Raw genomic sequence first — 23,266 nt, 5'->3', positions numbered from 1 at the left:
TGAGGAGGAGCACCATGCTCGAGATCGATATGAAGCCGGAGTTGGAAGAGATCCTGGATTTGTATGCGAAGAAAGACGGCTTGAGCAAGGCAGAACTCGCGCGGAGAGCCATCGCGGAATATCTCGAGGACCGAGAAGGCTATGACCTGGCGGTCGAGGCGTCCGAGGACAGCGCGCCTCACATCAGCCTCGAGGAGTTGATTCGCAAGTATGGATTGGAAGATCAGCTTCAACAAGAAGGCCGAGAAGCAACTCGACAAGCTCAGCCCGGAGATACGACTGCAGATCACGAGCTACGTATTTCAGCGGGTAGCAGTTGAACCGGATGCACGACTGCACGGCGAAGCTTTGACAGGAAACTCAAAGGCTATTGGCGATATCGCGTGGGAGACTACCGGATCATCTGTGAGATCAGAAACAGGGAACTCCTAATCCTAGTCATCCAGTTCGGCCATCGCCGCGAGATTTACACGTAAGGAAAAGAATGCCACGCAGGAATGACATTACCAAGATTCTCGTGATCGGCTCGGGGCCGATTGTGATTGGACAGTCGGCGGAGTTCGATTACTCCGGCACTCAAGCTTGTAAGGCGTTGCGCGCCGAGGGGTATGAAGTGGTGCTGGTGAATTCGAACCCGGCTACCATCATGACCGATCCCGAACTGGCTGACCGCACCTATATCGAGCCGCTCACTCGGGAATACGTCGAAGAGATTTTGCGGATCGAAAGCCAGATGCTCAAGGACGAGGGGCGCACCGGCAAGTTCGCTCTGCTGCCGACAGTTGGCGGACAGACGGCGCTGAATCTGGCCGTCGATCTGGCCGATGCGGGCATTCTCGATAAATATGATGTGGAGTTAATCGGTGCTAAGTTGGGGCCGATCAAGAAGGCCGAAGACCGCCTGCTGTTCAAAGATGCCATGAACCGTATCGGCCTGGATATGCCGCGTTCGGCGCTGGTGAACAACCTGCGCGACGGGCTAGAGTTCTCGACCAAGATCGGTTTTCCTGTGGTCATCCGGCCCTCCTTCACACTCGGTGGATCGGGCGGAGGCATCGCTTATAACCGGGAAGAGCTGATGGACATTCTCGCTCGCGGACTCGACCTTTCGCCGGTGAAGGAGTGCCTGATCGAAGAGTCGGTGCTGGGTTGGAAGGAATATGAACTCGAGGTCATGCGCGACCTCGCCGACAACGTCATCATCATCTGCTCGATCGAAAATATGGATCCGATGGGCGTGCATACCGGCGACTCGATCACCGTCGCCCCCGCGCAGACGCTCACGGATCGCGAATACCAGGCGATGCGCGACGCGGCCATCAAGGTCATGCGTGAGATCGGTGTTGAAACCGGCGGATCGAATGTGCAGTTCGCGGTGAACCCGGTGAACGGTCGTATGACTGTGATCGAGATGAATCCCCGGGTTTCGCGTTCCTCGGCGCTGGCTTCGAAGGCGACTGGTTTTCCCATCGCCAAGATTGCCGCAAAGCTCGCGGTCGGCTACACGCTCGACGAAATACCAAACGACATCACCCGCAAAACGCCGGCCTGCTTCGAGCCGACCATCGACTATGTAGTGACGAAGATACCGAAGTGGCAGTTCGAGAAGTTTCCCGGGGCGGATGAGAACCTAAGTCCGCAGATGAAGTCGGTCGGCGAGGTCATGGCCATCGGACGGACCTTCAAAGAGTCGCTGATGAAGGCGTTGCGTTCGCTCGACACCGGCAAGAAGATCTCCGCTGAAGTACTCGATCCAAAACGGTTGACGCAGCGGCTGGTCACTCCGCAGCCCGAGCGGCTGAACTACATCCGCTACGCCTTTCGCCGCGGCATGACGGTGCGGGAAGTGGCGCGCATGACCTCGATGGACCCATGGTTTCTCTTCCATGTCAAAGAGATCACCGATACGATTGCCTTGGTCAGCGAGCAAACGGTGACCAGTGTGTCACCGGAGCTGATCCGAAAAGCCAAGCGTATGGGTGTCTCTGATGAGCGCCTCGCGGAAGTGTGGTCGCTGCCGGGAGCCGACGGCGTCGAACAGGTCCGTCAACTGCGGAACTCTCTGGGCATCAAACCGGTCTTCAAGTTAGTCGACACCTGCGCGGCCGAATTCGAGAGCATGACTCCTTATCTCTATTCGACTTACGACGAGGAAGATGAAGCGGCCCCAACGGCTAGGCGCAAGGTGATTATTCTGGGCAGCGGTCCTAACCGGATCGGGCAGGGAATTGAGTTCGATTACTGCTGCTGTCATGCTGCCTTTGCATTGAAGGAAGACGATTACGAGACGATCATGGTGAACTGCAACCCGGAGACGGTCTCGACCGATTATGACACCAGCGATCGCCTTTACTTCGAGCCACTCACGCTGGAAGATGTGCTGGCGATTTATGAACATGAGGCGTCGAGTGGAGCGGAAGTCGGCATGATTGTTCAGTTTGGAGGACAGACTCCGCTGAATCTTTCCTTGCGTTTGAAGGCTGCCGGGGTGCCCATCCTGGGTACGTCTCCTGAGTCGATTGACCTGGCCGAAGATCGCAAGCGTTTTGGGAAGCTGATCGAAGAGTTAGGTATTCCGCAGCCTCCGGGAGTGATGGCGACCAGCGTCGAGGAGGCGCTCGAGGGTGCGAATCGCATCGGCTACCCGGTACTGGTGCGGCCCTCCTATGTGCTGGGCGGACGCGCGATGGTGATTGCCTATGATGCGCCGTCGGTTTCCCGCTATATGACTGAGGCGGTCGAATATTCGCAGGAACGTCCAGTCTTGATCGACCACTTCCTCGAGGATGCGATCGAGGTCGATGTGGACGCGCTCTGCGACCGAGAAGACGTCATCATCGCCGGCATCATGCAGCACATCGAAGAAGCAGGAATTCACTCCGGGGACTCGTCCTGTGTGCTTCCGGCAGTGGACCTATCCGGAGAAGTACTCGAGACCATCCGCACATATACGCGCAAGCTGGCGCTTGCGCTGAACGTGGTGGGCTTGGTGAACCTGCAATTTGCCATTCAGCGGAAACCAGGCGGCGCGGATAGGGTCTTCGTGATCGAAGTGAATCCCCGGGCCTCGCGGACCGTTCCCTATGTGTCGAAGGCTACCGGAATTCCCCTGGCCAAGATTGCGGCGCGGCTGATGACGGGCCGCAAGCTGAAAGATTTGCTGCCGGAACAACTCGCTGCTGGCCGCGATCTCGACACCGGCAGTCATTATTTCGTGAAGTCGCCAGTATTTCCCTGGAATAAATTCCCTGGCGTCGATACCGTCCTGGGGCCGGAGATGAAGTCGACGGGCGAGGTCATGGGAGTTGCCGACAATTTTGGAGAGGCATTTGCCAAGGCCCAAATTGCGGCGGGCCAATATCTGCCGCTTAAGGGAACCGTCTTCTTCAGCGTGAATGATCGGGATAAGTCACAGCTCGTCGAGCTGGCCAGGCAATATATTGAGCTAGGTTTTCACATCGTGGCGACTGAAGGCACCGCCGTCGTACTCGCGCAGAATGGAATGATCGTCGATCGCGTCTACAAAGTGAAAGAGGGGCGTCCGAATGTGGTCGATTACATCAAGGGCGACCGGATCCAGCTGATCGTGAACACCCCTCAAGGGCAGGACACGTTCTTCGACGAAAAGGCGATTCGTCGCGCCGCCGTTACCCAGAGGATTCCCACGATCACGACCATGGCCGCGGCCCGGGCAGCTGCTGAGGGCATCGCTGCGCTGCAGCGGAACACCCTCACCGTCAATGCCCTGCAGCATTTGCATAGCGCCAAAGCAGCGGTATCGTCACTTGCGTAGAATTGGTGCCGTGGCGGTTGCATGACACTTTTTTCTATCTCAACGCGAGACGCGGCGATCTTGGCGGTCTTGGCAGTAGCAGGTCTCGTTTGCGGCGCTCAGGACCAGCCCACTTCGGCACCAGCTAACGCGCCCGCGAGCCCGTCCACTCAGCAGCCGGGCAACGCCGATCTGGATCAAGGACTGAGCTATCTGAAGGCAAACCAGCCGGAGAAGGCGCTGGCCTCATTCCAAACCATACTTCAACAGGATCCAGACAATGCAAGCGCGAATCTGTTGGCGGCTTCGGCAGCCCTCAACCTCTACCTGGGAGATGTTGCCGTCACTTATGCGGAGAAGGCGCGTCAGCTCGCGCCCGACGACTGGCGGGTCGATACCACCCTGGTAACCGCTTATGCGGCGGCTGGAAAGACTCAGCAGCGGGATGCGGTGCGGGCCAAATTGATAGCGCTTCATGCCAGCCCCAATGCACCCGATGCCATGAAAGCGAATGGGTTTCTTCTCGACCTCTTTAAAGTAGGGAAGTACAGGGTGGAGGTCGTCCAATACTTTCAACCCGTCGGCAAGTTCCACACCTATTACCGCTTTCTGGTTCGGAGCCAGGGGGGAAAACGTCTGTGGGAGTATGATCTCCAATCGGATGATTTCGCGCAGAAGTCATGGGCTGAGGCACATCCGCAAGAGGCGGCGGCCGGCGGGCGGCAGTTCTCGCTGGAGTCGGACACCGGCGATACCCACAGCGAATATCGCCTGTTTAGTGGAGATCCGGGCTATGACCTGGTGCGCTCGGTCGTGGTGAACTTATTGCAATCGCGGGCCACACCCTTTCCCGCTGAGATGCCCAAGCCGGCGGTCGCCGTACAATAAGGCTATGTTGCTCGAAGGCATTTTCGCCGCAATCACCACTCCGTTTTATCCAGATGGGCGTCTGTATCTGCGCAAGCTCGAGCATAACGTGGACCGTTACTCGCGCAGTCCACTCTCGGGCATGGTTGTACTCGGCTCGACTGGCGAGGCGGTTATGCTAGGCGACGATGAATCCCGTGAAGTCTTAAAGACGGCTCGGGAAGCAGCCGCCGCGGAGAAGGTGCTGCTTGCCGGAGTCGGCCGCGAGAGCGTCGCTGAAACGCTCAAATTGGCGAGGTTTGCGGCAGATCAGCGTTACGATGCCGTGCTGGTGCGGACGCCCAACTTCTATACTCCGCAGATGGGCGACGCGGCCATTCTGAACTACTACCGGATGGTTGCGGACGCCTCTGAACTCCCGGTCGTTCTCTATAACATTCCCAAGTTCACGAAGTATAACTTGTCGGTCGAGATAGTCGTCGAGTTAGCTTCACACCCTAACATCATCGGCTTGAAAGATTCCAGCGGCAGCCTTGACCGAATTGCGGCGGTGGTGGCTGCAACCCGGTCTGCTCCCCGGCGCAAGGTGACGGTGACGGAGGTATTTGCGGCTGTCACGGCGCGTATGTTCGAGGCGCAGTCCGCGCTTGGTGCGATGTCCTCGACCTTTGTTTCGGCTGAAATGCTCGGCGGTGGGGGAGCCCTGGCGATGGCTCCCCCAGCACCGACGATCAAGACGCGGACAAAGGAGGTGGGTTTCCAGGTGCTCAGTGGTTCGCCGGATTTCCTCTTTGAGTCTCTCGAAGCTGGCGCGGCGGGCGGAATCCTGGCCCTGGCGGCCTTCGCTCCCCAGGCTTGCGAGGAGATCTACACTGCCTGGAAGGATAAGGATCCAGAGCTCGCTCAGGAGAAACAGGAGCGGATTCGGCGGGCCTCACTGCGAGTTGCCGGAGAGCTGGGAATCCCCGGCATCAAGTTTGCCTGCGATCTGAACGGGTATTATGGCGGTCCGCCGCGGATGCCGCTGCTTCCGCTGACGGCCGATCTGAAGGCCGAAATTACTGAGATTACGGCGACGCTCAAGAATTAGCGCTGTAGCCGATATCGCGAGATCGCCATTCATCGCCGCCTCGTAACCACTCAGGTTTCGATCGCTCCCGTTCCCTCTGCCGAGGCGGCCCCTATACCCTCCGGCCGACTATACTGAAAGATGTACGAGATCGATTTGAGAGAGTCTTCCCGTGCCATCCTCCTTTGAAGGGAACCCGCCAAATGGCGACAGGAGATATAGCCGGAGAACTTACCCTGGCAAGCAACTCAACAGCGAACGTCCAGGGAAGTCCGGAAACCGCGGTGTCCAGCCCCGCGAAGCGTATCGTTAATGATTTCAGTATCCAGGTTGCCACGGTCAACGGATCCGGTTCGCAGTCGGCCAATAATGTTCTACTGAAGAGCATCTTTGGCATGGGGATTCCAGTCAGCGGCAAGAACCTTTTTCCGTCGAACATCGCCGGGCTGCCGACGTGGTACACCATTCGCGCCAGCAAGCATGGCTACGTCGCCCGCAAGAAGGAGATTGACATCCTGGTGGCGATGAACCCGGAGACGGCCAAGGAGGACATTCTCTCGCTGCCGTCGGGCGCCGCCGCGATCTATGAAGAGAGCCAGAACCTGGCCCAGTATCGCGAGGATGTGCTTTGCTACCCGGTGCCGTTTGACAAGCTGACCGCCGCTGCCTGTCCCGAGGCCAAGCTGCGGAAGCTGGTCAAAAACATGATCTATGTCGGAGTCGTCGCCAAGCTCATCGAGATGGACCTGACGGTCGTCGAAGCAGCGCTGCGTCGCCAGTTCTCAAAGAAGCAAAAGGCGGCCGACTTGAACTGGAATGCGGTCAAGGCTGGGTACGACTATGCCACTGAATCGCTCACCAAGCATGACCCGTTTGTGCTCGAGCGCATGCACGCTACCGAGGGCAAGATCATCATCGATGGCAATGCGGCTGCCGCGCTGGGTTGCATGTTTGCGGGAGTGACGGTGGTGACCTGGTACCCGATCACCCCATCGTCCTCGCTGGTCGAGCAGTTGATTGATTTCATGAAGAAGTATCGGGTTGAGCCGGATGGCAAGGCGACGTTCGCTATCGTCCAGGCGGAAGACGAACTCGCTGCCGTCGGGATGGTGCTGGGGGCTGGATGGGCAGGGGCGCGTTCCATGACGGCTACCTCGGGGCCGGGTATTTCGCTCATGGCCGAGTTTGCCGGCCTAGGATATTTTGCCGAGGTGCCGGGCGTGATCTTTGACGTCCAGCGTGTCGGGCCGTCTACTGGTCTGCCGACTCGCACCGCTCAGGCCGACCTGCTCTCGATCGCCTTCTTATCTCATGGAGATACCAAGCAGGTCATTCTGTTGCCGGGCAGCGTCGGGGAATGCTACGAGTTTGCTTATGCCGCCTTCGACCTGGCTGAGCAATTGCAGACACCCGTCTTCGTCCTCTCTGACCTCGATATCGGCATGAACAACTGGATGTCGGAACCGTTTGCTTATCCAGACAAGCCTTTGAATCGCGGCAAGGTGCTCAGTGCCGCCGACCTTGATCGTCTGGGTGGGTTTGCCCGCTACAAAGACGTGGATGGCGATGCGATCGGTTACCGGACCCTGCCCGGGACCCAACATCCTCAAGCCGCCTATTTCACCCGCGGCAGCGGACACAACGAGAAGGCGCAATATACAGAGCGGCCGGATGATTATCAGAACCTGATGGAGCGTCTGAATCGCAAGTTCGAGACTGCGCGCACGCTGGTACCCAAGCCGGTCGTGGCGCAGACTGGTCGTTCCAAGGTAGGTTTGATTGCTTTTGGCAGCTCCGATTTCGCCGTGATCGAGAGCCGCGACCAGTTGAAGAAGGAGTATGGCGTCGAAACGGACTACCTGCGAATTCGTGCGTATCCATTTACTCGCGAAGTGCATGACTTCATTGCTTCGCATGAGCGGGTGTATGTGATCGAACAGAACCGGGACGCGCAGATGCAGAGCCTGCTGAAACTGGACCTCCCAGCTTCGGAAATTACGAAACTTCGCAGCGTCCGGCACTTCAATGGGCTGCCGATGGATGCCCGGTCAGTGACCGATGAGTTGATCCTGCAGGAAAGGATCTGACCGAATGAGCATCGACGAAAGGCTGGATCGGCTTACCGAGCGGCATGAGGCGCTTACCGGCCACATAGAACTCCTCACTGCGGATGTGTCGCAGCTTGGCGGCGATCTGAAGCAGCTTAAAGAACGAGTTGATGATCTAACGGTCAACATAGAAAAACAAAGAAGAACTATGGACGATCTGATGGTTGGATTCTCGTCGCTGGTCGAACTCGCTAGAAGCCACGAACACCCGATAGACCGACTCGAAAGCCGCGAGCATAACTAGGAGCATTTTCTTTATGTCTGAAGTTGCATCAGTTTCCAAGAGCCCAGCCCCCCTGCCGCCACCGGCGCCGAAGACCAATCGTCTTGGCCTTCAGGTAATCGATTATCGCGGCGGCAAGACGACCCTTTGTGCGGGCTGCGGCCATAACGCCATCTCCGAGCGCATCATCGACGCAATGTACGAGATGGGCGTACAACCGGAACGGGTGCTGAAGCTTTCCGGCATCGGCTGTTCCTCCAAGAGTCCGGCCTACTTCATGGGCCGCGCGCACAGCTTCAACAGTGTGCATGGGCGCATGCCGTCAGTCGCGACGGGCGCGTTGCTCGCCAATCACACCATGACCGCGCTTGGAGTCAGCGGCGATGGCGATACTGCCTCGATCGGAGTCGGGCAGTTCATCCACCTGATGCGCCGCAATCTGCCGTTGATCTACATTATCGAAGATAACGGCGTCTACGGTCTCACCAAGGGCCAATTCTCGGCGACTGCCGATATCGGCTCCAAGCTGAAGACTGGCGTGGTCAACGATCTCCCGGCAATTGACACCTGCACCTTGGCGATTCAACTCGGTGCTACGTTTGTCGGAAGGTCCTTCTCGGGCGACAAGAAACAGCTGCTGGCGATGTTGAAGGCGGCCATTGCGCATAAAGGGACGGTGATGCTCGATGTCATATCGCCTTGCGTGACCTTCAATGATCATGAGGGATCGACCAAGAGCTACAAGTACATGCAAGAGCATGAAGAGGCGATCACTGAAGTTGGCTTCGTGCCTCATTTCGAGGACATTGCCGTGGAGTATGATCCGGGCACGACCTACGATGTCGAGATGCATGACGGCTCTCATTTGCGGCTGCGCAAGCTGCATGAGGACTATCAGCCATCGAGCCGGGTTTCGGCAGTCAAGGCGCTTATGGAGTCGCACGAGCGCGGTGAAGTGCTGACTGGTATCTTCTATATCGATCCCAAAAAGCCTAATTTCATTGACCTGCTCAATGTAGTCGATGAACCGCTGGGGCAATTGGCGCAAGAGCGGGTTCGCCCCGGCAAGGCAGTGCTGGACGAGATTATGGCGCGGCTTAGATAAACCCCGCCTTTACGTCATTGCGAGGCCCGAATGTCGCGACTGGATTGTGATTACGACGCTTGGATCTCAGTGATTAGTGCCAACGGTAGCCGCTGGGGCCGGTACGGCGGCACTTTGCTGAGAGACGTCTAAAGCCGGTCCGGCCACTTGCGCCGTGTTCACCGCTTGAGGATCATCCCGCAGTTTCAGATAGAGCGTCCTGCTGGCGTCGGGGTGGGGAACGGTCAGCGTCAAGTCGGCATAGCCCTCTGGAACCGTGACGCTGTTGGCAAAGTTCGGATCAGAGGCAATCGCATCGATCAGAAAGAGATTCGAGCCGGTCAGCGTGCACTGCCTGTCCGGAGTCTTCGCACACTTGAGCTGACTGAGAACCGGGAGTCGCACCAATTGCGCCAGGGGCTGCCAATCGCCGGCTGCGCCGTCGGCATCGATGGGCCGGAACTTCAGCGGCCCGAAGGCCGAGCTTCCGAGATCCTTCTCCGGGTCGAGAGTCGCAACGATCGTCTTCGCATCCTCGAGGACCAATCGGCCATTAGCTAAGCTCAGCGTGAATCGAAGGGATTCGTCTTCGGAGGCGACTTCGATCGATTCAGTGCGCGGGAAATGATCGGGAACTACGGCTTTCAAAGAGAAAGAAAGCTGACCATCTAGAGAGAGCTCGTCAGCGGCGGTCAAATGTATCTGTAGCTGTGGCGTGTTCGAATTCTGTAACAGTGGCGGTTGCAAACCCGAGGCAGGCTGGATGCTCTTGCTGATCACCGTAACTTGCGGGCGAGGCGTTGCGACGGTGATCGGGAGGGGGAGCGTTCGGCCGTCCTTGAGCATGACCTTCGCCACGATCTTTTGACTGGGTTGGAAGTCCGGCTTGGTCTGCGGCATTTCCGGTTTGGTCTGCGGCATCAAGGACATCTGCAGCTGGTCCTCTTCCTCGGCCCTCGACAACGCTCCGGGAGCAAAGCGGGTCCCGTTCAAGTCGAGACCAGCCACCTGGTCGAGACGCGTTCCGCGGAGAACGCCTTGCTGATCACCGGCGTAGAGTGTGAAGTTGCTCAGGTGTCCGGCTTCAGAGTAGGCCTGGAGGTGAAGCTCGTCGGGAGTACTGTCGCCGAACTGGGTAACTGCGACTGTAATCTTTCCGGGAGGCGTGTTCTGAAGCGCCGGCTGAACTTCGAGGTCGTCGGGCGCATTCATATTCCATGCAGCGGCGATCTTCTCTCCCTTCTCGTCTTTCACAGTCACATTTGACACACAAGAAGAACTGTCCGCATGGAGATGGAGAGTATCGGTGCGTCCAGTGATCAATGCGCTTTCGTCGGACGGGCCTACATGCCACTGTTCCGGTCTGGCGCTGGCCAATCGGAAGCTGGGACCATCGAAGGGTTGAAACCCCCACATGCCACGCATATAGCCTACGGCCTCTTGATCAAGCTTGTTGTCGCTAAGGGCCTTCGGGTCCAGAACAAACCCGCCAAGCTTCGGATCGGCGGTGATCGGCACGATCGTCTCTTTCCCGGATTTTTCAGGGATATGGATCGAAAGATCGTGCGCGTAATCGGTCGCGAAGACGAGTGGTGCGCCTTCCACGTTCAAGACGCTCTCCGGTTTCTCTACACAGTAGGTCTGCTTCGGATTGACCGCTCGCAGTGGAGGTATTTGTGGTCCTTCCACCGGAGGCAAGGCGATCACGATCACCGACTTGGGATTTTTGAAGGAAGGCGGGTTGTTCAGTTTGAGATTGAGCGTGTCCCGCTGCGGCAGAGAGAGCGCCGGAATGTATTGAAACTCGGCGGTGTGCAGATTATCGAGGATGCGAGCGATGTCGATGATGGCGCCTACATAAGGGCTGAAATAGCCGGCTCCCGCGGTGGGCGTCGCGGTGAGTTGAGTCATCAAGTCCGCTGTGGCGCCTGAGGTGACGGTCGACACCATCGACTGACTATGGGCGTCTGTCAGCACCATCTGATCGGTGTGCGCCGTAAGGCAGGTGGCTTGTTCGTTAGCAGGTTTGTCAAAGCAGGTGGGATCGACTTTGATATTGAGACTTCGAGCGAGTAGTTTCGAGCGGGCCTCAAGCTGGTCGGGCTCTTTGAGAACCGCCTCGCGTATAGCCTGCAGGTACGTCTCGAGCCGTTTTCGATCCAGGCTGGCAACGTTGAGGTCCTGGGATGCACGGACGAAAGCGCCAGGGCGAGCACGCACCGCGTTGCGAAGCGTCGAATAGTCTCCGCCGGTCTCAGGCGCCAGGAAGATGAGCGCTTGTTCGGCCTCCGGCGGCACGACAACAAAGATGCCCTCGTCGCGTATCTTCTTGTTCCAGGTCTCGGCGCGGGTAAACCAGTTCTCGGGAGGTGGATTTGTAGCTCCACGGAGGAATGCGACTACCAGCAGATAGCGGGCGGACTGAGTGTCCGGTAAATCGGGATGGATCCAGATGCGGTCGCCGGCAAGCAGATTGGGGACAGCAGAAATGGGCAGTGTCTTGCCGGCACGCTCTACCCGAACATCGACCTCCGGACCAGCGAGATCGAATGGAGCGGTCTGGGCGCGGACAAGCGTCGTGAGCGCGCTAGAGAGGATGACCAGGCGGAAGAAAGTTTTCAAAGTCATGATTGAACGGGTGTCTTTATCGAAGCATTCGTTCTGGACGATGAGGAAGCTTCCACCCGAATGCGTCCTTGTAATTTGAAGCTCGCGCCCCGTAGAGCGACGCCTGTTGAACTATCCGTGCATATACTGCTCGTGGTCATGGCTGCGCTTGTACGAGCACCCGCAGTTACATCCTATTTTACCGAATGCAAGAGGTGGACTCGAGGAATTCGGCTGCGGGTGGACGCCAGAGTGGACGTCCGCGCCAATTGGGGCCGGCAGGCAGGTGGACTCAATGCTGTAGGTATTGCGTCAGGCTCAGTTCACAGGCTACGCGGTCAGCGATTTTCGCACTGCTCCCCAGATCATGAGACGAGAAATACCGCTGAAGATCAGGTTCACTCCGACCAGGGTGCCGATGACCCAAACGGCAGCGCCGGGACCGTCCCACCAGATCAACAAGCCGAGGAAGAGAGTAATCAGGCCATTGATCAAGATCCATGGGGCGCCGGTCATGCCGCGGTGGCGGAAGAAAGAGACGATACCAATCACACCTTGTACCAGCAGAATGATGGCAAGAACGAAGGTCAAGGTGAAGAGGCCGCGAAGCGGAACAAACGCCAGATCGAGACCGCCTATGATAAAGACGATGCCGACCAGCAGGCGCCAAAAGAACGATCCCGCGCCCTTGGCGTGAAAGGCATCGGCGATATGAAAGATACCGCTGAAAACCAGCAGCCAGCCAACGACGATGGTAATCCCGATTCCCGAAGCCAAAGGCAAGCTAATCGCCAGGATGCCCGCAATGATGATCAGGATGGCGAAGGCGATCCCCCATCCGCTGGCCGTCTTCAAAGGCTGACTTAGAGCTGTATCGTTCATTGCGCCTCTCCTGCCATGCGGATGACTATAGCAGGAGAGGCGCACCAAGACGGGGAAATCGTTCCTCGCAAGAGAAACGGCGATGGGGAATATTCGTCAGCCCTGCACTTCGCGGACTAGACTGGCAGCGGATTCCGGTTGACGAACTGTTCCTGGTGCCAATAGGGATAAATGCGCTTGACCTCGCTTGCCTTATCGAGCTTCGCAACCTGCTCCGCGGTCAGGTTCCAGCCCGTCGCAGCAAGGTTCGCACGAAGCTGCTCTTCGTTTCGAGCTCCAATGATTACGGTTGACACTGTTGGACGCTGCAGTAGCCAGTTCAAAGCTATCTGGGGAACCGATTTTCCGGTCTCTTGCGCAATTTCATCGAGTGCATCAACAACCTTATACAAATGCTCATCGTCGATCGGAGGCCCCTGCTCTGCGGTCTTGTGAAGGCGGCTTTGCTCCGGAAGCGGTTGCCCGCGACGGATCTTGCCGGTCAGACGCCCCCAGCCCAGCGGGCTCCAGATCAGCGCTCCTACTTTCTGATCAAGCCCCAGCGGCATGAGCTCCCATTCGTATTCGCGGCTGATCAGGGAGTAGTACACCTGGTGACCGACATACCTGGCCCAGCCGTAGCGATCAGAGACGGAGAGCGACTTCATAAGGTGCCAGCCAGAAAAGTTAGAGCACGCGATGTAGCGCACCTTGCCGCTCGTTACCAGGGTGTCCAGTGTGCTAAGAACTTCCTCGGCCGGAGTCAATGCGTCAAAGCCGTGCAGGTGATAGATGTCGATATGATCGGTGCCCAGGCGGCGGAGGCTCGCCTCACAGGCCTCGATCAGGTGATAGCGTGATGAGCCCACATCATTGGGACCATCGCCCATCGAGAACGTGGCCTTGGTTGAGATCAAAACCTGATTACGGCGACCTTCGATTGCTTTGCCCAGTATCTCCTCAGATACTCCTTGTGAGTAGATATCGGCGGTATCGAAGAGGTTGACGCCTGACTCCAGGCATATGTCGATGAGGCGGGTTGCCTCTTTAACATCGCTTGAGCCCCAGGCTTTGAAAAACTCGTTGGCGCCCCCGAAGGTGCCCGTTCCGTAGCTGATGACAGGCACTTTGAGGCCTGAATATCCGAGCTGTCTGAATTCCATGCGTATGTGATGTCAACAGATCCTCGCGCGATGCGCGCCTCAGCAGTTGGATTCCAGAGAAGTTGTTATCGCCTTTTCTTCGCTTGCGAAAACATCTTCCTTCTTATAGTTTGTCGGAAGTCTCTGAAGAGGCCTGAAAAGCAACGCCGAAGGGGAAGCCAGATGAGCTTTGCCCAGCCGAAGAGCTTTATCCAAAAGTAGAACTTACCTTTGCTTCGCTGATTTCTTGTCCCGAATGTGGTTGAATCTGCTGGTTCTGATGTGAGATGCGTCTCAGGAAGCAGCGCGAGAGGTATCGATCCATGTCGTACGATGACATAACACTTTGGCTCATTACTGCGATGAGTCTAACCGCCGTCGCCTTTCTTTTTTGGACATTTGCCGCGGTCGTCCGAACCAGCCGTGCAGCCCTCTTGGACGCAGACCAGGGACGCCAGCTATCCAGTCTGGCTCCCGGCGATCACGGACCAGCTTAAGTCTCTTGACCACCACAGTTGCTGCCGTGAGGACAACTGTGGTGAACAGAACCTCTGCAAGAAGTTGCCAAAGCAGTAGCGCAACTCCCCTGCGCTAGCGATAGCGGAGAAATCGCTTTTCTGCCGCGATAGCCTCAGCGAGAGCTTTGTGGTTTCCTTCTCCGAAGCCGCGGCTGCCCTTCCGCTGAATGATCTGAAAGAAAAGTGTCGGACGATCCTCAACGGGTCGAGTGAAGGCTTGCAGCAAGTATCCATCGTCGTCCCGATCGACCAGGATCCCCAATCTTTCGAGCTCTTCCAGGGGCTCGTCGAGGTTGCCGACTCTTGCCCGGAGCTGTCGATAGTAGCTCGACGGGACACTGCTGAATTGCACCCCCTGCTGGCGCAATTTCGCCACGGTGCCGAGCATGTCCCCGGTTGCCAGGGCGATGTTCTCGACTCCCGGACCGTGATAGGACTCGAGATATTGCTCGATCCGGGAGCGATCCCGCCCCTCCGCCGGTTCTTTAAGAGGAAAGAGGATCCTTCCTTCTGCGCTGCTGACAACTTGTGCCTTGAACGAAAGGTATCCCGCCGGCCCGGCCTCTCCGGACTTCGGATATAACGAAAAACCGAGGGTGTCGCGGTAGAAATCGACCCACCGATGGAGCTCATTCCAGCCCACATTCCCGGAAATATGGTCGATTCGGGTTAGGCCGACCGGACGCGCCGCATGATCTTCGTCGGTCGATTCATAGCCGGGGAGAAATGGCCCAGTGTAGTTTTCCCGCTCCACGAACGTATGGATAGTGTCGCCATAGGCCGCAACCGAGGCGACTTTGACACGACCGCAATGGTCTTCAAGCGTATGACACTCGTGAACGCTCCGGGCACCGCGTTTGGTGGCTTCCCGCCAGGCGAGTTTCGCATCGGTGACGCACATGGCGATGTCGCGTACCCCGTCGCCATGACGGCGAATGTGTTCAGCCATTCCCCCATCGGGGCGGAGTGGCGTGGTAAGAACCAGGCGTATATTGCCTTGCTGCAGAACGTAAGAAGCGCGGTCATGGAGGCCGGTTTCCGGCCCCGCCCAGGCGACCAGACACATGCCGAGGGCGGCGCGGTAGAAGTATGCGGATTGGCGGGCATTCCCGACATACAACTCGATGTAATCCGTACCAGTGATGGGGAGAAAGCCCTTAGGGGTTTGGACTTCCGGATGCAAAAGCATAGACGACATGAGAGTTACTCCAATTTCGATGCTGATGAAAGACGTTGTCGGACTCCCATGAAACCCGGAATGCCGCAACGATTGCCAAAGATATACCTGTTTATGGAGAGTTGGCCAGAGCCCAAGGTCACTATCAGCAGCGGTATCAGAACCAGCAAGAGTACTGTGGGCACCACTGAGAGATTTCGCCCTGGCGGACTCAACTCTGCGAGAGCGAATGAGCCAGGCTTCCGAGATCGGGAGGCGAGGCCAGCCGCCTTGGTAACGGTTTCCCTGGAGCAGGCGTCTGATAGGGGTTCGGCTCTATGATTGGGAGGGCGTCTGTCCGTTTTCTATAGGCACCCGCATCCAGGTTTTTCAGGTTCCCCCGCTCGCACGAAGAGCGGTCGTAGGTGGATCTGCTGGCAGCCTTAGCAGCCGTATTGGAGACATGATGATAACTGCGATGGGAAAGCCGGAAGCGGAAGCAGCTAGTTCCTACCTGGTACAGCAGGACTGGGCCGCGTATACGGCAGAGCAGCATGGGATCTGGGCCGAACTCGTCCGCCGCCGCATGCCTGAGCTTCGCGAGCACGCTTGTGCGGAGTATCTCGCCGGCTTCGAAGCAATCGGTTTGCAGGAGGACTCGATTCCAAACCTTACCGAGATCAGCCAGCGCCTGGAGCCTCGAACCGGATGGAATTCCACACCGGTGAGTGGATTTCTGCCTCCGGCGGCCTTCTTCGAGATGCTGGCTGGCCGGCGATTTCCCACGACCACCTGGCTACGCGGTCGTGAGTCGCTCGAATACATCCCCCAGCCCGATATTTTTCACGATGTCTTCGGACACGTTCCCATGCATGCTCATCCGGTCTTCGCCGATTTTCTGCAACAGTATGGAAAGGTGTGCGCGGCCTTGCATGACAAGGATGCATTGGAACGCATGGGGAGGCTCTTCTGGTTTACGGTCGAGTTTGGCGTCATTCGCCAGGGCGGCCAAATCAAACTCTACGGAAGTGGTTTGATCTCTTCGCCAGGAGAATCTCAGCACGTCCTGCGGGCGTTGAATGGGAGTGGGCCAGAGATCCGGGATTTTAACCTGGATCAGGTGCTGAACCAGAAGTTTCTTGTCTCTGAAATGCAGAAGGTGCTCTACGCAGTCGACTCGTTCGAGCAGATCTATGATGCTGCCCGTGAGGCCGAACGCCGTCTATAGCGAGACAGCTTGGGCGATGAGGCCAGTCACACTGCAAACCCGTACGGGTTCAATGATGCGCGGCTTCAATTCGGGCATTCAAAGTTCACTTTCGAGAAAAACGACTCCGCATTGGAACTTTCGTATTAGTAATTTTGGTTCTGCGAGATAAATTTGCATCTCTCTCACAATGCATAGCGCACAATTCTTGAAGAGGTGCTAGAAGTTTGCCGAGAATCCACTTCCACCAGCAACTCGATGCACTGAAGGACAAGCTGCTTGCGATGGCGGCCTTATCGCAGCAGGCCGTGCAGGCAGCGGTGGATGCCTATCTGCAGCGGGATCCCGGGCTGTGCCAGTATGTTCGGGACAATGAAGCCGCCATCAACCTGGCACACCGCGAAGTCGACGAGATGGCTTATGAGCTTCTCGCCAAAGAGCAGCCGATGGCAATCGATCTGAGATTCATTCTGTCCGTGATCAAAATCAATAGCGATCTGGAACGGATCGGCGATCAGTCGATGGGTATCGCCCGCAGGACGCTGGATCTGCTGGAGTACGAAAGCGCAGACCTTCCAGTTGACGTCGGCGGGATGGGTGAAGTCGCGTCGCGCATGATCCGAACCGCAATTCAAGCGCTGCTGGACGCAGACGCCTTGGTCGCCGAATCGGTCATGACGATGGACGATGAGATCGACCGTATGAACCGGGTTGCTCGCAGTGGGTTGATCGGCGTGATCCAGGAGACTCCTGATGTCACCATTCAGGCGCTGAACGGGATCCTTATATCCCGGAGCCTGGAGCGGATTGCCGATCACGCCTCGAACATTGCAGCGGATGTGATTTTCTGGGTGCGGGGCGCGGACGTGCGCCACCAACTGAGTCTGGCAGTAGACTGAATCGGAATCGCGATTTCAGTTCTGCACACAAGCCCTGTGTCGTCGCCAATCTATTCAATAGAGTCTGAGCCGGGCGTTGCCGCTTTCCTTGCAACGCCCAACTTTCCTGGGGGAAGGCATGACCGACGCCCTTCCGGTGACTAGGGGGTCTTTGGGGTCGGGGTGACCACCCAGCCGCTATCGGCCAGGGTCAAGCTTGCTTTGTCCGACAGCGGGGACGCGAGAGCAGCCTGGACCGTCGGAAACGCAGTCTTCACCTCCGCGTTATCCGCCCAAGGCGAGACTGCGCCCAGTTGATAGTGATAGTCAGCGGTCGCCGTTCCGCCATTCACGGTGAAGTCGTCGACGGTGGTGACGTCCCGGTGGCCGAAGCAGAAGTTGCCGGATCCTGGTTCCTGCGGATCGGCCGTCCAAGCCGAGCGGCCCTTGTCGGAGAGGTCATAGTCGTTGACTTGCTTTGAGCCGAAGATAAAAACCTTGCGGCTGTCCTGCTGGCGGGTGAGTAGCCCTTGGTCGGTTAAAGCGTCATATTGAGTGGTTTTGCTGGTATCGGAGGTGTCGGCACGAGTCGGAAACTTGACCGAGGTGGTCCAAAGGCACTCGGGATGAACGCTGTAGTAGGTGTTGATGGCATCTTTAAAGTTTGCTTTGTTGGCGTCCTTCTTGCTGGAGCACCCCGTGGCTAGAACTAAAACCATACATGAGATCGTCAAACGAGCTGGAGTCATGAAGCCTCTTCCCTTTTCGAAAGAATAGGATGCGGTTTTGGCACATGGAGAAGTTTCAAATCGAGAAGTTCCATATCAGCCGGTTCGTCTAGGCTTGTTCGCGGCGTCCAAAGAGGAAGTAAAGTTTTCTGTCGACAATGCTTGCCAAGAGCGCAGAATCGCGCCATCCTACCGGTAGTACGCTATTGGTCGTCCGCGATCAAAGAAGCGAGGTCCTTATGACCGGGATCGTTTCGAGAGCAAAACGAGACATTTCGCAGAGACGGATCCGCCTAGCGGTGCAGATGCTCTCCGGCTGCTGTGCTGGGTTGATGGCCTACCAGTTCGCCGCGGCCCAGGTATTTACGGTAGAAACCGATAAGATCGAAAGCCGCTACACCGACATCAAGCGCACTCACGTGGAACTGAGCAGCCAGCCGGTGCTGCAGCGGACCAAGCTAGAACTCGTGCGGGTGCTCGAGGCGGAGCAAGGCTTCGCGATGCGACCGCTTCCGCGCGGCAGCAAGGGCATATTACTGGTGGCGAATGGTGCAGCGAACCCGAATGGAACGGAGTATGTCAAAGCGCTTGAGCACAACGGTGTCGCCTTCCAGGCGGCTGACCGGGTGATGATTACCGACGTCAAGTTTGTGCAGGACAAGATTGTTTTCGAACTGAATGGCGGCCCGGACCAGAAGCATCGGATTCTGCGGCATATCTCGGTGGGGGCAGGGGGAATGATGATTCCGCTCGCTCGAGACGACGGTCAACAGCCGACCGGTGTGCGGATCACTTTGCAGTTCGAGAAGTTCGTCCCCGAGATGACGGGCACTCAAGTGAAAGAGCTGCTGCAGCCTTTGGTCGACTTTAAATTAAAGACCCCCATCCAGGCATACACGGACACGCTCCCGCCGAAACTGAGGGAAGCGATCCTGGCTCATCATGTCCTCGTAGGGATGAACCAGGAGATGGTGATTCACGCCTTAGGCCATCCCGACAGCAAGAGCAGGGAGCGCGACGGCGATATGCCGTTCGAAGAATGGATCTACGGGGAGCCGCCCAAGGATGTTGAGTTTGTGCGCTTCAACGGGAACCGGGTCATTCGCGTCGAAGATGCGAAGCTCGGCCAGCCGCCGATTATCCGCAGCACGGATGAGATGGGCGATTACTGGTCGACTGCTCCAAACCCCAATGTTCGTGAGGTCAAGCTAGGCGACACCAGCGCAGATTCGCGCGGTCACGAGTCTGCCGTCTCGGCGCCGCCAACCCTCAAAAAGCCGGGGGAGACTTTGCCGGTAAGTCAGAACGTTCCGCAGTTGGACAAGGTCCAATTTCCTCCGGGGATGGATGGGAGCAAGCCAGCCAGCCCGCCGAATCAGGCGCCGACGAATCCGCCAACACAAGCGCCAGCCAGTCCGCCAAATCAGGCGCCGGCGAGCGGTTCCGGGAACGGAAGCCCCGGACCTTCGCAGTGGAATGGCCGCTTCATGTAAAATTTAGGCAGCGAGTTCGAGATTCTACTGCGTCATCCCTTCCATCGCCAGCGCGGCCGCGCCATGATTTGGGCAGATTCCAGGGAAGCCGGGCGCGTCAGCTCTCAGCTAAAGCATTGATGGCGAAGGGCTTCGCCTTGCTTTGAGTTGAGGGCGTTCCCAGACAAGAAGGAGATTATTTCGATGGCCAAGATTGCCAAAACAGCAGACCGCAAGAAGGTAATGGACACCTCTAAGAGCACGGATTGTCCGAAGTGCAGCAAGCCGACCCGCATTGTGAAACGGGTAAAAGACCGGGAACGCGGCGTTCCGGGCGGCGTATATATCTCCTGTTCCGCATGCGAGTTTCACGAAAAACTTTAACCTTCAAAAAACTCTTACTCTAAGACGACCCCAGAATCCTGTTGATTCGGGGTCTTTTTTGGTTCGTTTTTGCCCACTTTTGACACGCTGCAGAGGGGTTTTGAGGGATGGCTGGATTTTGTCGCTGTCGGGCTAGATTTCTAGTCTGGTTCTGGTCTGAAAGTGTCATCCCGCCGATCAAAATCCCACCATCCCGGTTCCCGCCATCCCGCCACGCGACTGCTTTTCACTTAATCACACGAGTACCGGAACGTTGGCGACTCCCGCGGTGCCGAAGACGCGGCGATAGCGTTCGATCTCTTCGGGGAGGCCGGTGGCTTTGGCATAGTTGTCCGAGAGTTTCACGGCTGGCCGTCCATCGGCGCTGGTGAGTTTGCAAACCAGGCTGATGGGGTCGAACTGGTCGCCGTCGCCGGGATCGCAGCCGCGGAAATCGTTCGTGAGTAAAGTTCCCCAACCGGAGCTGAAGCGGATGCGGCGACTGGGCACCCACTTTTCGGGGTCGAGAAAATCTGCGGCGGAATAGAAATCATGGGGCGTGGCATCGCCGAGGATCATCCCGGAGAAGTAGGCGTGCAGGCTGAGGATGATGTCCACGTCAAGGGCATCGGAGGCGATCAACAGCTTGGTTCGCGGGTCTTTGCCTCGTTGAACCAGCCAGTCGATGTATTCATCGCCGGCGAGGAACGGGTCTTTGCTGTCGACGCGCTGGCCGGTCCAGTTGGCGGTCCATTGCGGTGCGGATTTCAAAAATTGGGTGGTGCCGAAGGTATCAGGCAGCATGATGAGCAGTTCGCCCTGGTAGGTCTGCTGCCATAGCTCGAGGACCCGGTATTGCGAGGACTGCAGCTCTTCATCGTTGTTGGCCAGAGCGGCGAGCGCCATCGGCAGTTCATGAGCGTTGGTCCCGATGGCTTCCATGTCGTGTTTGTAGGCCATGTAGGTATTCGAAGTGCCGGCGAAGCAATCGCCGAGGGCGGTGCGCGCCAGGTTGATGGCATATTCCTGCCAGAGAAAGCTGTGCCGCCGCCGGGTGCCAAAGTCGGCGATTCTGAGACAGGGTACTCCGCGGAGCCGCTCCATCTTGCTCCAGAGCTTGGTCTTGGCGCGAGCGTAGAACATGTCAAGGTCGATCTCGGTCATGCCCTTGAGGCTGGCACGGGTTTTGAGTTCATCGAGGATGGACAGGGCATAGAGCTCCCACATCGTGGTCGAGGTCCAGGGCCCGTCGAACTGCAGCCGGAACTGTCCGTCTTCGATCCAGAGCTCGTAGTCGGAGAGGCTGAAATCGCGCTCCAGCCACTCCAGGAAGGCCGGCTCGAAGATCCCCTTGCGGCCGTAGAAGGTGTTGCCCGCCAGCCAGATCAACTCCGACTTGTGGAAGCGCAGAGTACGCACGTGTTCAAGCTGGGCGACCAGCTCTTCGCGCGAGATCATGTCGGCTAACCGCACCGAGGTCGAGCGGTTGATCAGATCGAAGGAGGCATTAGTCGCAGGGAAGTGCTTCCAGATGAACTGCAGCATCAGCAGCTTGTAGAAATCGGTATCGAGCAATGAACGGGTGATCGGATCCAGGTTCCAGTTATGGTTGTGGGCCCGCTCGGCAAAGTTGACAATCACTCGGCGTAGTCCTCTTGTTCCATAGTGCTCTAAGGCGAGGATTTTGTGAATTTGGCGGCAGGAGCTTCAGTGTGTTTCAGTTGAAGCGCATTGGGTTTACTTGCGTGGCATTTCAGAATGCGGCTAAGGGCGAAAAAATTTGAATTATACGAGTAAATGGTCGAGCGCTTCGCATAGCGTCCCGTCTGTACGAATAGTTGGAGATCCGACTTGAGCCCTAGCGGGCTCCAGCAGTCTGTGAGAAAGCCGTGAACAGTGGGATAACTTCATGATCGGCTTAATCAGCGTGATTTCGAGCATTTGGTCGCAAGATTATGCACTTGACACATAAATAGCTCAGGGCTTGTCTGGGTTTACCGTGACAGGGCAGTTTTACCTTTTGTTTTTTCTTCTACCCATCAAAAATGGGACATAGATCGCAGCGAGGCCTATAGCAACGCACAGCACTCGCTGCCATACCGTAAAGTTGTGCCCATTAAGCATCCTACTTCTTCCGCATCCGGGCTCTACTGAATAGAAAGATCAACAGACCCATGGCCACGCATGCCAAAATATCGACCCGCCACGGCAATACGGCGAGCGTCATGGCTTTGCTGGCTTCGGCGCTATTATCGGCCCGGTGCTCCCCGGCTCGCCCTTTATCTCGCTGGTTTTCTCAGGCTTCTGCTGAAACATCTTGTCGAGAGCGGGTCGAATTGGTCTTTTTCAACCTTCATCCTGCAATGATATCTCGGGACTAGGCGCAAAGGCTCGCTTGCGTTTGAGCGCCCGAATTGTCATATCGATCTGGTCACGAAGCATTTCCGAGTCGTCCAGAGTCACGGCCCCTCCACGAATTTGCTATGTCCAGCCGATTGAGCAAGGCATCCGGGAAGCGATGCGGGGCGGCATTCTGGCCGGGCACGAGATGGTGGACATTAAGGTGAGGCTCCTCGACGGCAGCTATCATGAGTTGGATTCGAACGAATTGGCGTTCAGGATTGCCGGATCGATGGCGCTCAAGGAGGCCGCTCGCCGGGCGAAGCCAGTGGTGCTCGAACCGGTGATGTCGGTCGAGGTGTCGCTACCCGAAGTCTTTGCGGGAGAGATCATCGGCGATCTGAACTCGCGGCGTGGACGCATCGAAGGTATGAAAAGCGAGAGTATGAAGATCGAGGGTATGACAAGCGAGGGGATGGAAATGGTGGGTGGGGTCCTAGTCATCAAGGCGGTGGCGCCACTCGCGAACATGCTCGGCTATGGGACCGCGCTGCGCGGATTGTCACACGGCCGCGCGAATTTCTCGATGGCGTTCAAAGAGTACGAAGCAAGGGCAAATGGGCGGAACTTCAATGACGATGGACCATTCGCGATGCCGCCAGTTCCAAAAGGCCCGGGAGATTCTCCCTTGGGCGCCATGCGACAAGAAGCGGATGCGGATGCTTGAACCTTGCGCCGGTGACCGCGATTCTCCGCTAAACCTGTCTAGCGGGGCAGTCCTAGTCGTGGAGCGTGGTGCGGCTTCTGCTCGCCTTGCCAACGGGGAGAGCTGGTTCGACGCTCAAGGCTCAACTGTATGCTGAGCGGGAGC

The 23,266-nt window shown here is 57.3% G+C and carries 19 protein-coding genes and 1 pseudogene; 14 read left to right on the top strand and 6 right to left on the bottom strand.

What is annotated here, in order from left to right; translation table 11 throughout:
- Positions 1-14: 14 nt before the first annotated feature.
- From ACPOL_RS30260 to ACPOL_RS30225, 8 genes and pseudogenes are all read left to right on the top strand, one after another.
- The gene (locus ACPOL_RS30260; RefSeq protein ID WP_201759040.1) at positions 15-320 is read left to right on the top strand and encodes a ribbon-helix-helix protein, CopG family; all 306 of its coding nucleotides are present in this window, start codon (positions 15-17) and stop codon (positions 318-320) included.
- Positions 321-362: 42 nt separating this feature from the next.
- Positions 363-476: pseudogene (locus tag ACPOL_RS36740) on the top strand (type II toxin-antitoxin system RelE family toxin); the annotation flags it as partial.
- Between the two features lie 8 nt (positions 477-484).
- Positions 485-3,793, top strand: a complete 3,309-nt coding sequence (gene carB, locus ACPOL_RS30250; RefSeq protein WP_114210469.1) for a carbamoyl-phosphate synthase large subunit — start codon at positions 485-487, stop codon at positions 3,791-3,793.
- Positions 3,794-3,814: 21 nt separating this feature from the next.
- Positions 3,815-4,660, top strand: a complete 846-nt coding sequence (locus ACPOL_RS30245; protein ID WP_114210468.1) for a tetratricopeptide repeat protein — start codon at positions 3,815-3,817, stop codon at positions 4,658-4,660.
- A 4-nt stretch (positions 4,661-4,664) separates the two neighbouring features.
- Entirely contained in the window at positions 4,665-5,729 is a 1,065-nt protein-coding gene (locus ACPOL_RS30240; protein WP_114210467.1) for a dihydrodipicolinate synthase family protein, read from the top strand.
- 182 nt (positions 5,730-5,911) lie between these two features.
- Positions 5,912-7,795: a 2-oxoacid:acceptor oxidoreductase subunit alpha gene (locus ACPOL_RS30235; RefSeq protein ID WP_114210466.1), complete on the top strand. Its 1,884-nt coding sequence runs from the start codon at positions 5,912-5,914 to the stop codon at positions 7,793-7,795.
- A gap of 4 nt (positions 7,796-7,799) precedes the next feature.
- The gene (locus ACPOL_RS30230; RefSeq protein WP_114210465.1) at positions 7,800-8,060 is read left to right on the top strand and encodes a hypothetical protein; all 261 of its coding nucleotides are present in this window, start codon (positions 7,800-7,802) and stop codon (positions 8,058-8,060) included.
- Between the two features lie 13 nt (positions 8,061-8,073).
- On the top strand, positions 8,074-9,144 hold the full coding sequence (locus ACPOL_RS30225; protein WP_114210464.1) for a 2-oxoacid:ferredoxin oxidoreductase subunit beta: 1,071 nt from the start codon (positions 8,074-8,076) through the stop codon (positions 9,142-9,144).
- Between the two features lie 66 nt (positions 9,145-9,210).
- On the opposite strand, the gene ACPOL_RS30220 is transcribed toward ACPOL_RS30225, so the two are convergent.
- From ACPOL_RS30220 to ACPOL_RS30210, 3 genes are all read right to left on the bottom strand, one after another.
- The gene (locus ACPOL_RS30220) at positions 9,211-11,751 is read right to left on the bottom strand and encodes a hypothetical protein (protein ID WP_114210463.1); all 2,541 of its coding nucleotides are present in this window, start codon (positions 11,749-11,751) and stop codon (positions 9,211-9,213) included.
- Between the two features lie 309 nt (positions 11,752-12,060).
- Positions 12,061-12,612, bottom strand: a complete 552-nt coding sequence (locus ACPOL_RS30215) for an HdeD family acid-resistance protein (protein ID WP_114210462.1) — start codon at positions 12,610-12,612, stop codon at positions 12,061-12,063.
- A 116-nt stretch (positions 12,613-12,728) separates the two neighbouring features.
- Complete coding sequence (locus tag ACPOL_RS30210; protein ID WP_114210461.1) at positions 12,729-13,754, bottom strand: aldo/keto reductase; 1,026 nt, start codon at positions 13,752-13,754, stop codon at positions 12,729-12,731.
- A gap of 302 nt (positions 13,755-14,056) precedes the next feature.
- On the opposite strand from ACPOL_RS30210, the gene ACPOL_RS35220 reads away from it, so the two are divergent.
- Entirely contained in the window at positions 14,057-14,230 is a 174-nt protein-coding gene (locus tag ACPOL_RS35220) for a hypothetical protein (protein ID WP_236657126.1), read from the top strand.
- Between the two features lie 94 nt (positions 14,231-14,324).
- On the opposite strand, the gene hppD is transcribed toward ACPOL_RS35220, so the two are convergent.
- Positions 14,325-15,449 (bottom strand): 4-hydroxyphenylpyruvate dioxygenase, encoded by a 1,125-nt coding sequence (gene hppD, locus ACPOL_RS30205; RefSeq protein WP_114210460.1) that lies wholly within the window; start codon positions 15,447-15,449, stop codon positions 14,325-14,327.
- 421 nt (positions 15,450-15,870) lie between these two features.
- On the opposite strand from hppD, the gene ACPOL_RS30195 reads away from it, so the two are divergent.
- Positions 15,871-16,635, top strand: a complete 765-nt coding sequence (locus ACPOL_RS30195; protein WP_114210458.1) for a phenylalanine 4-monooxygenase — start codon at positions 15,871-15,873, stop codon at positions 16,633-16,635.
- Between the two features lie 206 nt (positions 16,636-16,841).
- Entirely contained in the window at positions 16,842-17,513 is a 672-nt protein-coding gene (gene phoU / locus ACPOL_RS30190) for a phosphate signaling complex protein PhoU (RefSeq protein ID WP_114210457.1), read from the top strand.
- 140 nt (positions 17,514-17,653) lie between these two features.
- Here phoU and ACPOL_RS30185 read toward each other — a convergent pair whose 3' ends face one another.
- On the bottom strand, positions 17,654-18,241 hold the full coding sequence (locus tag ACPOL_RS30185) for a hypothetical protein (RefSeq protein ID WP_114210456.1): 588 nt from the start codon (positions 18,239-18,241) through the stop codon (positions 17,654-17,656).
- Between the two features lie 218 nt (positions 18,242-18,459).
- Here ACPOL_RS30185 and ACPOL_RS30180 point away from each other — a divergent pair, with 218 nt between their 5' ends.
- A complete protein-coding gene (locus tag ACPOL_RS30180; protein WP_150133188.1) occupies positions 18,460-19,713 on the top strand; it encodes a hypothetical protein in 1,254 nt (417 codons plus the stop codon).
- Between the two features lie 183 nt (positions 19,714-19,896).
- The gene (locus ACPOL_RS30175) at positions 19,897-20,076 is read left to right on the top strand and encodes an Rcat domain-containing protein (RefSeq protein ID WP_114210454.1); all 180 of its coding nucleotides are present in this window, start codon (positions 19,897-19,899) and stop codon (positions 20,074-20,076) included.
- 234 nt (positions 20,077-20,310) lie between these two features.
- On the opposite strand, the gene ACPOL_RS30170 is transcribed toward ACPOL_RS30175, so the two are convergent.
- Positions 20,311-21,696 (bottom strand): nicotinate phosphoribosyltransferase, encoded by a 1,386-nt coding sequence (locus tag ACPOL_RS30170; RefSeq protein ID WP_114210453.1) that lies wholly within the window; start codon positions 21,694-21,696, stop codon positions 20,311-20,313.
- Positions 21,697-22,372: 676 nt separating this feature from the next.
- On the opposite strand from ACPOL_RS30170, the gene ACPOL_RS30165 reads away from it, so the two are divergent.
- A complete protein-coding gene (locus ACPOL_RS30165) occupies positions 22,373-23,122 on the top strand; it encodes a hypothetical protein (protein ID WP_479686124.1) in 750 nt (249 codons plus the stop codon).
- The last annotated feature ends 144 nt before the right edge of the window (positions 23,123-23,266 follow it).

The sequence above is a fragment of the Acidisarcina polymorpha genome (genome assembly GCF_003330725.1).
Lineage (GTDB): Bacteria > Acidobacteriota > Terriglobia > Terriglobales > Acidobacteriaceae > Acidisarcina > Acidisarcina polymorpha.
Note: the sequence above shows the minus strand (reverse complement) of the source record. Positions and strands in the feature narration are given on the sequence as shown.

Excerpts from the sequence above, each read along its gene's own strand:
- ACPOL_RS30260 (WP_201759040.1), top strand. The coding sequence starts at position 15 with ATGCTCGAGATCGATATGAAGCCGGAGTTGGAAGAGATCCTGGATTTG.
- carB (WP_114210469.1), top strand. The coding sequence starts at position 485 with ATGCCACGCAGGAATGACATTACCAAGATTCTCGTGATCGGCTCGGGG.
- ACPOL_RS30245 (WP_114210468.1), top strand. The coding sequence starts at position 3,815 with ATGACACTTTTTTCTATCTCAACGCGAGACGCGGCGATCTTGGCGGTC.
- ACPOL_RS30240 (WP_114210467.1), top strand. The coding sequence starts at position 4,665 with ATGTTGCTCGAAGGCATTTTCGCCGCAATCACCACTCCGTTTTATCCA.
- ACPOL_RS30235 (WP_114210466.1), top strand. The coding sequence starts at position 5,912 with ATGGCGACAGGAGATATAGCCGGAGAACTTACCCTGGCAAGCAACTCA.
- ACPOL_RS30230 (WP_114210465.1), top strand. The coding sequence starts at position 7,800 with ATGAGCATCGACGAAAGGCTGGATCGGCTTACCGAGCGGCATGAGGCG.
- ACPOL_RS30225 (WP_114210464.1), top strand. The coding sequence starts at position 8,074 with ATGTCTGAAGTTGCATCAGTTTCCAAGAGCCCAGCCCCCCTGCCGCCA.
- ACPOL_RS30220 (WP_114210463.1), bottom strand. The coding sequence starts at position 11,751 with ATGACTTTGAAAACTTTCTTCCGCCTGGTCATCCTCTCTAGCGCGCTC.
- ACPOL_RS30215 (WP_114210462.1), bottom strand. The coding sequence starts at position 12,612 with ATGAACGATACAGCTCTAAGTCAGCCTTTGAAGACGGCCAGCGGATGG.
- ACPOL_RS30210 (WP_114210461.1), bottom strand. The coding sequence starts at position 13,754 with ATGGAATTCAGACAGCTCGGATATTCAGGCCTCAAAGTGCCTGTCATC.
- ACPOL_RS35220 (WP_236657126.1), top strand. The coding sequence starts at position 14,057 with ATGTCGTACGATGACATAACACTTTGGCTCATTACTGCGATGAGTCTA.
- hppD (WP_114210460.1), bottom strand. The coding sequence starts at position 15,449 with ATGTCGTCTATGCTTTTGCATCCGGAAGTCCAAACCCCTAAGGGCTTT.
- ACPOL_RS30195 (WP_114210458.1), top strand. The coding sequence starts at position 15,871 with ATGATGATAACTGCGATGGGAAAGCCGGAAGCGGAAGCAGCTAGTTCC.
- ACPOL_RS30185 (WP_114210456.1), bottom strand. The coding sequence starts at position 18,241 with ATGACTCCAGCTCGTTTGACGATCTCATGTATGGTTTTAGTTCTAGCC.
- ACPOL_RS30180 (WP_150133188.1), top strand. The coding sequence starts at position 18,460 with ATGACCGGGATCGTTTCGAGAGCAAAACGAGACATTTCGCAGAGACGG.
- ACPOL_RS30175 (WP_114210454.1), top strand. The coding sequence starts at position 19,897 with ATGGCCAAGATTGCCAAAACAGCAGACCGCAAGAAGGTAATGGACACC.